Origin of the sequence: Pseudomonas sp. NPDC090203 (assembly GCF_044746765.1) — a bacterium.
GTDB classification, from domain to species: Bacteria; Pseudomonadota; Gammaproteobacteria; order Pseudomonadales; family Pseudomonadaceae; genus Aquipseudomonas; species Aquipseudomonas putida_AD.
On the sequence record NZ_JBIVCV010000012.1, the window covers coordinates 224,173 to 233,532 of the forward strand.

A 9,360-nucleotide genomic window follows, 5' to 3' on the forward strand; every position below is an offset into this window, starting at 1 on the left:
CAGTCTCGACCCGGCAGCAACCCCTAGCTGACGGTCCGGGTGTGTTCCCGGATGAACGTCATCACCGCCTGCGGCTCATTCCACATCAGCACATCGAGAATCGACAGGTTTTCGATGAAGTCGTACGGCGCTGTGTCGTACTGGAAGGGCGTGAGGTCGAGAAAATGCAGGTCGATCTGGCGGTCCTGCCAATCGCTGCTGGTGAATATGTCCCTGCCTCCCGGCGCATTGATATAGCGCGTCGCACCCAGCCGGCTGCTGATTTCCAGCGCCCAGCCGCCAGGGTGGGTGATGGGTGGCAGTTGCAGGTCCATGGCCGAGAGCGGCGTCCAGCCAAACTTCAAACCCAGGTATTCGCACGTGACCTTGAGCGACTGCACGTTCAGTTCGCCCAGCCCGCTGCCCTTGACCGCGTTGAAGGTCTTGCGCAGCAGGTCTGTCACCTGTGGGTGAAACGGCGCCTTTCCCCGATACAGGTCCAGTTGCCCCAGAATCCGCTGCAAGGCTGCCTGGCGATCGATGACCGTGGCCGCCTGAATCGACGTGCCCAGTGACGCGCTGACCGGCACGTTGATGTACTGGGTGCCGCCCTTGCCATCGAGCATCCGGTTGCGATTCATCCAGCTTTTGCGGCCGTACTGCGCCGTGTCGAAGATGACCCCGCGCTCGACCGAAGCTATCAGCTGGAAGTAGCCAAGATAAGGAAAGAAGTAAGGTTGCATGATGCCGAGCGTGTTGTGCTGGGCAATTGACTGGCGTGCAGAGGCAGCAGGCATAAAGTCTCGCTGGGTCGGACTAACGTCGGCGGGTACCTCGATGCAGGCATGCGATTGAAAGGGTGCCGGACGCAAAGTTGAACATTAGAGTTATGCCGCAAGCGTAGCCGAACTTTCGACAAACGCTACTTGCAGTGCAAAGACTGCAAGCAGCGTCCGGTTGGGAGGGGGAGGGTCAGGCGATCTTGTCCAGATCGGCGTCGCGGGTTTCCTTCAGGCACAACACGGCGATCACGCTCAACAGGGCCGCTGCGGAAACGTAGCCGCCCACCCAGCTCAGGCCGCCCATTTCCACCAGCTTCTGGGCGAAGAACGGCGCCACCGAAGCACCGACGATTCCGCCGATGTTGTAGGCCGCTGACGCGCCGGTGTAACGCACGCGGGTAGGAAACAACTCGGGCAACATGGCGCCCATCGGTGCGAAGGTCACGCCCATCAGAAACAGCTCGATGGACAGGAACAGCGTGACCGCCCAGGTGGTGCCGTGGGTCAGCAGCGGCTCCATCAAGAAGCCCGACAGGATTGCCAGCACACCACCCACGACCAGCACCGGCTTGCGGCCGAAACGGTCGCTGGCCCAGGCAGACAGGGGTGTCGCCAGCGCCATGAACAGCACCGCGAAGCACAGCATGGCCAGGAACGACTCGCGGCTGTAGCCCAGGCTCTTGACCCCATAGCTCAGGGAGAACACGGTCGAGATGTAGAACAGTGCGTAGCACACCACCATCGACGCCGCACCCAGCAGCATCGGCGCCCAGTACTGGGCGAACAGCTCGGCAATCGGCATTTTCAGCCGTTCATGGCGGGCGATGGCCTTGGCGAAGATCGGCGTTTCTTCCAGTTTCAGGCGCACATACAGGCCGATGACCACCAGCACCGCGCTGAGCAGGAACGGAATGCGCCAGCCCCAGGAGCGGAACTGTTCGTCGCTCAAGGTCATGGCCAGCGTCAGAAACAGGCCGTTGGCCGCGAGGAAACCGATCGAAGGGCCCAGTTGCGGGAACATGCCGAACCAGGCGCGCTTGCCCTTGGGCGCGTTTTCGGTGGCCAGCAGCGCCGCGCCACCCCATTCGCCGCCCAGGCCCAGGCCTTGGCCGAAGCGCAGCACGCACAGCAGGATCGGCGCCCAGGAGCCAATGGCGTCATAGCCGGGCAGCACGCCGATCAGCGTGGTGCAGATGCCCATCAGCAGCAGCGAAGCGACCAGCGTCGACTTGCGGCCGATGCGGTCGCCAAAGTGGCCGAACAGCGCAGAACCCAAGGGGCGTGCGAGGAAGGCGATACCGAAGGTCAGAAACGCCGACAGCATCTGTGCGGTGCTGGAAGTCTGCGGGAAGAACACCGGCCCGATCACCAGGGCCGCTGCGGTGGCGTAGACGTAGAAATCGTAGAACTCGATGGCGGTGCCGATGAAGCTGGCGGTGGCCACCCGAGCGGCGGAGTTGGCCGGACGGCTCTCGCGCTCGTCGCTGGGTTGGTAGGCGGAGGTACTGGTCATGCGGGTATCCCTGGCAGTCGTCTTGCCTGTCAGCCGGCGACGAAAATTCGCACGCGTGCTGGGGCAAACATTAATTATTTTGGGTACAGCGCTGAACAGACTAGCCCGGATGCGGGTGCAGGCATCGCGCACGCTCGGGATGGGAGCGGGCGCCAGAGGTGTTGCGAAAAGACGTCAGGCTGGGTGACTGGCCGAATCACGCACGGTGCGGGTAGCACGCGGATCGGCGGGGCTGGGTAAGCGCCCCGATTATAGGAACGGCGCAGGCGCCAAAACAAGTGTTTCAAACATGCCGAACAGCCTAGTGGACCTGTTTAGTCCGGGCGTTCTGCCACATCAGCACCCGCGTGACGCGGTTGTCTTCGGTTTCCAGGGTTTCCAGCCGGTAGGGGCCGATCTTCAGGCACACCGAGCTGTCGGGAATGGTTTCCAGCGCCTCGGTGATGAGGCCGTTGAGTGTCTTCGGCCCGTCGGCCGGCAAGTGCCAGCCAAGGCTCTTGTTGAGGTCGCGGATCGATGCGGCACCTTCGACCACCAGGCGGCCGTCGGGCTGCGGGTGAATGTGCGGGTTGTCCAGCGATTGCTCGCTTTCGAATTCGCCGACGATCTCTTCCAGAATGTCTTCCAGGCTGACGATGCCCAGCACTTCGCCGTATTCGTCCACCACCACGCCCATGCGCCGCTGCTGCTTGTGAAAGTTCAGCAACTGCAATTGCAGCGGGGTGCTTTCGGGCACGAAGTAGGGTTCGTAGCAGGCGGCTTTCAGCGCCTCCACCGTCAGCTGCCCGCGTGGCAGCAGGTGGCTGATCATGCGGGTGTTGAGCACGCCTTCGACCTGGTTGATGTCGTTGTGATAGACCGGCAGGCGGGTGTGGCGGGAAATGATCAACTGGTCGGCGATCTCTTCGATGCTGTCGTCCAGATTGATCCCGTCCACTTCACTGCGCGGCACGAGGATGTCATTGACGGTCATGCTGTCCAGCGCATGGATGCCGGAAATGACCTGGGCGCGGCCGAAGGTGTTGTCGTTGTCCTGATACATCGTGGCGCCCAGATCATCGTCATCGGCGGCGGTGTCCGGGCGCCGCCTGGACAGGAACGGGCGTAGCAGCAGTTTGGCGACGTTCTTGTAGATCCAGGTCAGCGGACGCAGCAGGCGCATCGGCATGCGCAGCACGCTGTTGCCCAGCAGCAGGATGGCCTCGGGACGGCGGGAGGCCAGCTTGCGCGGAATGAACTCGGTGATGATGACCAGTGCGCTGGCCACCACGATCCAGGCGATCATTGCGCCATGGACGTACCACTGGGCAACGGCCAGCAGAGTCGCCAGCACGGTGATCAACACCTTGAGCAGCGTGTTGCCCAGAATCAGGCTGTTGATGTTGAACGCCAGCACCGGCTTGGGCGGTTCGGTCGAGCGCGGGTTGATGCGCGCGGCACGCAGGTTGTGATGGGCGGCTTCAACGGCGGTCATCAGGCCCGACCACAGCGTGAGCAGGGCCAGAATCGCGAGCATCGTGCCAATTGGCAGGTTATCCATGATCGGCGCCCGTCAGATATGCAGGATGTATTCGCGTACCAGCTTGCTGCCAAAGTAGGCCAGCATCAGCAGCAGGAATCCGCCCAGGGTCCAGCGGATCGCCTTGTGACCGCGCCAGCCCAGGCGGTTGCGACCCCACAACAGCACGCTGAACACCACCCAGGCGAGAATCGACAGCAGGGTCTTGTGCACCAGGTGCTGGGCGAACAGGTTCTCGACGAACAGCCAGCCGGAAATCAGCGACATCGACAGCAGCGTCCAGCCGGCCCACAGGAACCCGAACAGCAGGCTTTCCATGGTTTGCAGCGGCGGGAAGTTGCGAATCAGGCCTGAGGGGTGCTTGTTCTTCAGTTGATGGTTCTGCAATAGCAGCAGCAAGGCCTGGAACACCGCGATGGTGAACATGCCGTAGGCCAGGATCGACAGCAGGATGTGCCCGATCAGGCCCTGTTCGCCGATGATCGGCTGCAGCGTACCGGTGGGCGCGAACTGTGCCATCAGGGTGGTCAGCAGCCCTAGCGGAAACAGCAGGATGAGCAGGATTTCCACCGGAATGCGGATGCAGGCGAGCATGGTCACGATGATCACCGCCACCGCGATCAGGCTGGCGGCGCTGAAGAAGTCCAGGCCCAGGCCGATGGGCCGTACCAGTTGGCCGAACAGCGCGCTGGCCTGGCAGGCGACCGCCAGGGTGCCGATCAGGCACAGCAGCCATTTGTCGGCCTTCTTGCCCTGACGCAGGCGAGTACCTTGATAGAGGGTCGCAGCGGCGTAGAGAGCGGCGGCGGCGAGGCTGAATAGCAAACTCGGTGGCAAGGGGAACATAGATCCTGGAGGGCGTGCCCGAAAGCCGCTGAGTTTGGCATAGAACCCTCAGTACACGAAAGACCACAGAAGCAGACGTCATGGTGTGCGCAGGGCCGACTCTTCGCTATAATCCGCGACCTGCTCAAGCCACAGGCTCGCCGAGCGCTGTTTTCGCTGCCCTGTATACAGGCTGCTTCTATATAGATAGCCACTGTAGAACCGGTGCGCCGTGACAGGGCGGCCGCACAACCGGGGTTCGACACGAACTCAAAGGATCACGCATGTTTGAAAATCTGACAGATCGTCTCTCGCAGACGCTGCGCCAGGTCACCGGCAAGGCCAAGCTGACCGAGGACAACATCAAGGACACACTGCGTGAAGTGCGTATGGCGCTGCTCGAAGCCGACGTCGCGTTGCCTGTGGTCAAGGATTTCGTCAATCGCATCAAGGAACGCGCGGTCGGCACCGAGGTGTCGCGCAGCCTGACGCCGGGCCAGGCGTTCGTGAAGATCGTCCAGGCCGAACTCGAAGAGATGATGGGGGCCGCCAACGAAGAGCTGACCCTCAACGTCGCGCCGCCTGCCGTCGTGCTGATGGCCGGCCTGCAGGGTGCGGGTAAGACCACCACTGCGGGCAAGCTGGCCAAGTTCCTCAAGGAGCGCAAGAAGAAGAGCGTGATGGTGGTGTCTGCGGACGTCTACCGTCCTGCGGCGATCAAACAGCTCGAAACCCTGGCCAACGACATCGGCGTGACCTTCTTCCCGTCCGATATCAGCCAGAAGCCAGTGGCTATCGCTGAAGCGGCGATCAAGGAAGCCAGGCTCAAGTTCATCGACGTGGTGATCCTCGACACCGCCGGTCGTCTGCACATCGACGCCGAGATGATGGGCGAGATCCAGGCCCTGCACGCAGCGGTCAAGCCGGCTGAAACCCTGTTCGTGGTCGACGCCATGACGGGCCAGGACGCGGCCAACACCGCCAAGGCATTCGGCGATGCGCTGCCGCTGACCGGCGTGATCCTGACCAAGGTCGACGGCGACGCCCGTGGCGGTGCCGCCTTGTCGGTACGTGCCATCACCGGCAAGCCGATCAAGTTCATCGGTATGGGCGAGAAGACCGACGCCCTCGAGCCGTTCCACCCTGACCGCATCGCTTCGCGCATCCTGGGCATGGGCGACGTGCTCAGCCTTATCGAGCAGGCCGAACAGACCCTCGACAAGGAAAAGGCCGACAAACTGGCCAAGAAGCTGAAGAAGGGCAAGGGCTTCGACCTCGAAGACTTCCGCGACCAGCTGCAACAGATGAAGAACATGGGCGGCCTGGGTGGCCTGATGGACAAGCTGCCGACCATGGGTGGCGTGAACCTGGCCCAGATGGGCAACGCCCAGAGCGCTGCCGAAAAGCAGTTCAAGCAGATGGAAGCCATCATCAACTCCATGACCCCGGCCGAGCGCCGCGACCCCGAGCTGATCAGCGGCTCGCGCAAGCGTCGTATCGCCATGGGTTCCGGCACCCAGGTGCAGGACATCGGGCGTCTGATCAAACAGCACAAGCAGATGCAGAAGATGATGAAGAAGTTTTCGACCAAGGGCGGCATGGCCAAAATGATGCGTGGCATGGGCGGCATGCTGCCCGGCGGCGGCATGCCCAAGATGTGATTCGTATCGCGCGAGACCCCGTTTCGCGCGACTTTCTTTGGGGCGACGCCCCACTGGCCTGCTAACGCAGGCGCTAACCAGTCGTCAGAGATGATGGCTTCATGGCAAGTCTTGAGTGGCCCAGACGGCTCGTGCCCGAAAAAGTCATTTGCAAAAGTCCGGATATTCCTTAGAATATGCGGCCTTTCGGGCACCCGTGCCCGTCCGTGCACCTTAGATTTGCAGCACCGACTACAGGAAATTGTTCAATGCTAACAATCCGTCTGGCCCTTGGCGGCTCGAAGAAGCGCCCGTTTTACCACCTGACTGTCACCGACAGCCGTAACCCACGTGATGGTTCCCACAAGGAACAAATCGGTTTCTTCAACCCGGTTGCCCGTGGTCAGGAAATCCGTCTGTCCGTGAACCAAGAGCGTCTGAACTACTGGCTCAGCGTTGGTGCACAACCTTCCGAGCGCGTAGCTTCGCTGCTGAAGGAATCTGCTAAGGCTGCGGCCTGAGCAATATGAACGCGACGCCAGCTTCTGCCGACGATCTCATCGTCATCGGCAAGATTTATTCGGTACATGGCGTTCGCGGCGAGGTGAAGGTGTATTCCTTTACCGATCCGACTGAAAACCTGTTGCAGTACAAAACCTGGACGCTCAAGCGCGAGGGTAGTGTGAAACAGGTCGAGCTGGTCAGCGGACGCGGAACTGACAAGTTCCTGGTCGCAAAGCTCAAGGGTCTTGATGATCGTGAAGAAGCTCGTCTTCTGGCCGGTTACGAGATCTGCGTGCCAAGCAACCTGTTCCCTGAATTGACCGACGGCGAGTACTACTGGTACCAGCTGCAAGGTCTGAAGGTCATTGATGGTCTTGGGCAACTGCTCGGGAAGATCGATCATCTTCTGGAAACCGGCGCCAATGATGTAATGGTGGTCAAGCCCTGCGCAGGCAGCCTTGATGATCGCGAACGTCTGTTGCCCTATACGGAGCAATGCGTGTTGGCCGTCGATCTGGTTGCAGGCGAGATGAAGGTGGAATGGGACGCGGATTTCTAGCAATGGCCAGCCTGCGCATAGAAGTCATCACGCTGTTTCCCGAGATGTTTTCCGCCATCAGCGAATACGGCATTACCAGCCGTGCGGTGAAACAGGAGCTGTTGCAGCTTACCTGTTGGAATCCGCGGGACTACACCACGGATCGGCATCACACTGTGGACGATCGCCCTTTTGGCGGTGGCCCTGGCATGGTGATGAAGATCAAGCCCCTGGAAGATGCTCTGGTCCAGGCCAGGCAGGCAGCAGGGGAGGCGGCGAAGGTGATTTACCTCTCGCCCCAAGGCCGCAAGCTGGAGCAGTCCGCTGTACGCGAACTGGCCCAGGAACAGGCACTGATCCTGATTGCGGGTCGTTATGAAGGCATTGATGAGCGTTTCATTGAAGCGCATGTCGATGAAGAGTGGTCGATAGGGGATTACGTGTTGTCTGGCGGTGAGCTGCCGGCCATGGTCCTGATCGATGCGGTTACACGACTGCTGCCCGGAGCTTTAGGGCATGCGGACTCCGCGGAGGAAGACTCCTTCACGGATGGTCTGCTCGATTGCCCGCACTACACCCGACCTGAGGTGTATGCGGATCAGCGTGTACCCGACGTGTTGCTCAGTGGCAACCACGCACATATCCGGCGCTGGCGTTTGCAGCAGTCCCTTGGGAGGACCTACGAACGACGTGCCGATCTTCTGGAAAGGCGCTCGCTTTCTGGAGAAGAGAACAAGCTGCTTACGGAATACCTCCGCGAGCGGGACGATAGTTAACGTATCGATGGTAGATCCGAACGATTTACCTTAGGAGCACAACATGACAAACAAAATCATTCTGGCCCTCGAAGCAGAGCAGATGACCAAAGAGATCCCTCCATTTGCACCGGGCGACACCATTGTCGTTCAGGTTAAAGTGAAGGAAGGCGATCGCGCTCGTCTGCAGGCGTTCGAAGGCGTTGTAATCGCCAAGCGTAACCGTGGTGTGAACAGTGCGTTCACCGTTCGCAAAATCTCCAACGGTGTTGGCGTTGAGCGTACTTTCCAGACCTACAGCCCGCAAATCGACAGCATGGCTGTGAAACGTCGCGGTGACGTTCGCAAGGCCAAGCTGTACTACCTGCGTGACCTGTCGGGTAAAGCAGCTCGCATCAAGGAAAAACTGGTTTAAGGCCGGTTTTTCGATGCACAAGAAAGCAGCCTTCGGGCTGCTTTTTTTATGCCCGGTGTTTACACGATCCCTGTAGGAGTGAGCTTGCTCGCGATTGCGTTGTATCTGTCACCGCATCAGGGCCTGACACAACGCTATCGCGGGCAAGCTCACTCCTACAGTGTTATGGGCCGGGGCTGGGGGCAGCCGCAAGACCGCCCCCGCCGGCAAGCGGTGCTGCTACGAGGAGGTGGTCAGCCCCGGATCGCGCAAACGCCCCAACCCTGTAGGAGCGCGCTTGCCCGCGACCGCGGTGTGTCAGTTGGCATATTTGGGTCAGACGTGCCGCCGTCGCGGGCAAGCGCGCTCCTACGGTGTTATGTGCCGAGGCTGCGGGGCAGCCGCAAGACCGCCCCGCCGGCAAGCCGTGCTGCTACGGTGCGGTGATCAGCCCCAGATCACGCAAACGCCCCAACCCTGTAGGAGCGCGCTTGCCCGCGACCGCGGTGTGTCAGCCAGCATATCTGGGTCAGACATGACGCAGTCGCGGGCAAGCGCGTTCCTACGGTGTTATGGGCCGAGGCTGCGGGGCGTCCGCAAGATCGCCCCCGCCGGCAAGCCGTGCTGCTACAGTGCGGTGGTCAGCCCCAGATCGCGCAAACGCCCCAATCCCTGTAGGAGTGAGCTTGCTCGCGATTGCGTTGTATCTGTCACCGCATCAGGGCCTGACACAACGCTATCGCGAGCAAGCTCACTCCTACAGGAGACACGCCCGGCTACTTGCTTTGTAGGAGCGCGCTTGCCCGCGACCGCGGTGTGTCAGGTGGCATATCTGGGTCAGACATGACGCCGTCGCGGGGTGGAGGGCGCGGCCCTGGTGTTGGGGGGAGGCAGCGGGGGGGGCCCGATCA

Annotated in this window: 9 protein-coding genes; 5 read left to right on the forward strand and 4 right to left on the reverse strand. The window is 61.1% G+C overall.

The features are described 5' to 3' along the window. Window positions 1-23 precede the first annotated feature (23 nt). The 4 genes from ACIPO9_RS21110 to ACIPO9_RS21125 all read right to left on the reverse strand — a co-directional run bounded on the left by ACIPO9_RS21110 (window position 24) and on the right by ACIPO9_RS21125 (window position 4,639). Entirely contained in the window at window positions 24-776 is a 753-nt protein-coding gene (locus ACIPO9_RS21110; protein ID WP_274133789.1) for a WbqC family protein, read from the reverse strand. Between the two features lie 175 nt (window positions 777-951). Further along, window positions 952-2,274, reverse strand: a complete 1,323-nt coding sequence (locus ACIPO9_RS21115) for an MFS transporter (protein ID WP_274133788.1) — start codon at window positions 2,272-2,274, stop codon at window positions 952-954. A gap of 301 nt (window positions 2,275-2,575) precedes the next feature. After that, window positions 2,576-3,814: a CNNM domain-containing protein gene (locus ACIPO9_RS21120; protein WP_400783279.1), complete on the reverse strand. Its 1,239-nt coding sequence runs from the start codon at window positions 3,812-3,814 to the stop codon at window positions 2,576-2,578. Window positions 3,815-3,826: 12 nt separating this feature from the next. Next, window positions 3,827-4,639 carry an inner membrane protein YpjD gene (locus ACIPO9_RS21125; RefSeq protein ID WP_274133786.1) on the reverse strand — a complete coding sequence of 271 codons (813 nt, stop codon included), beginning with the start codon at window positions 4,637-4,639 and terminating at the stop codon, window positions 3,827-3,829. A gap of 263 nt (window positions 4,640-4,902) precedes the next feature. Between ACIPO9_RS21125 and ffh the strand changes: the two genes are divergently transcribed. From ffh to rplS, 5 genes are all read left to right on the forward strand, one after another. Beyond that, on the forward strand, window positions 4,903-6,279 hold the full coding sequence (ffh, locus tag ACIPO9_RS21130; RefSeq protein WP_274133785.1) for a signal recognition particle protein: 1,377 nt from the start codon (window positions 4,903-4,905) through the stop codon (window positions 6,277-6,279). Window positions 6,280-6,527: 248 nt separating this feature from the next. Then, entirely contained in the window at window positions 6,528-6,779 is a 252-nt protein-coding gene (gene rpsP / locus ACIPO9_RS21135) for a 30S ribosomal protein S16 (RefSeq protein ID WP_166593605.1), read from the forward strand. A 5-nt stretch (window positions 6,780-6,784) separates the two neighbouring features. Beyond that, window positions 6,785-7,321 carry a ribosome maturation factor RimM gene (rimM, locus tag ACIPO9_RS21140; RefSeq protein WP_274133784.1) on the forward strand — a complete coding sequence of 179 codons (537 nt, stop codon included), beginning with the start codon at window positions 6,785-6,787 and terminating at the stop codon, window positions 7,319-7,321. 2 nt (window positions 7,322-7,323) lie between these two features. Continuing rightward, entirely contained in the window at window positions 7,324-8,076 is a 753-nt protein-coding gene (gene trmD / locus ACIPO9_RS21145) for a tRNA (guanosine(37)-N1)-methyltransferase TrmD (RefSeq protein ID WP_400608747.1), read from the forward strand. Window positions 8,077-8,119: 43 nt separating this feature from the next. Continuing rightward, window positions 8,120-8,470 (forward strand): 50S ribosomal protein L19, encoded by a 351-nt coding sequence (gene rplS, locus ACIPO9_RS21150; RefSeq protein ID WP_037012438.1) that lies wholly within the window; start codon window positions 8,120-8,122, stop codon window positions 8,468-8,470. The last annotated feature ends 890 nt before the right edge of the window (window positions 8,471-9,360 follow it).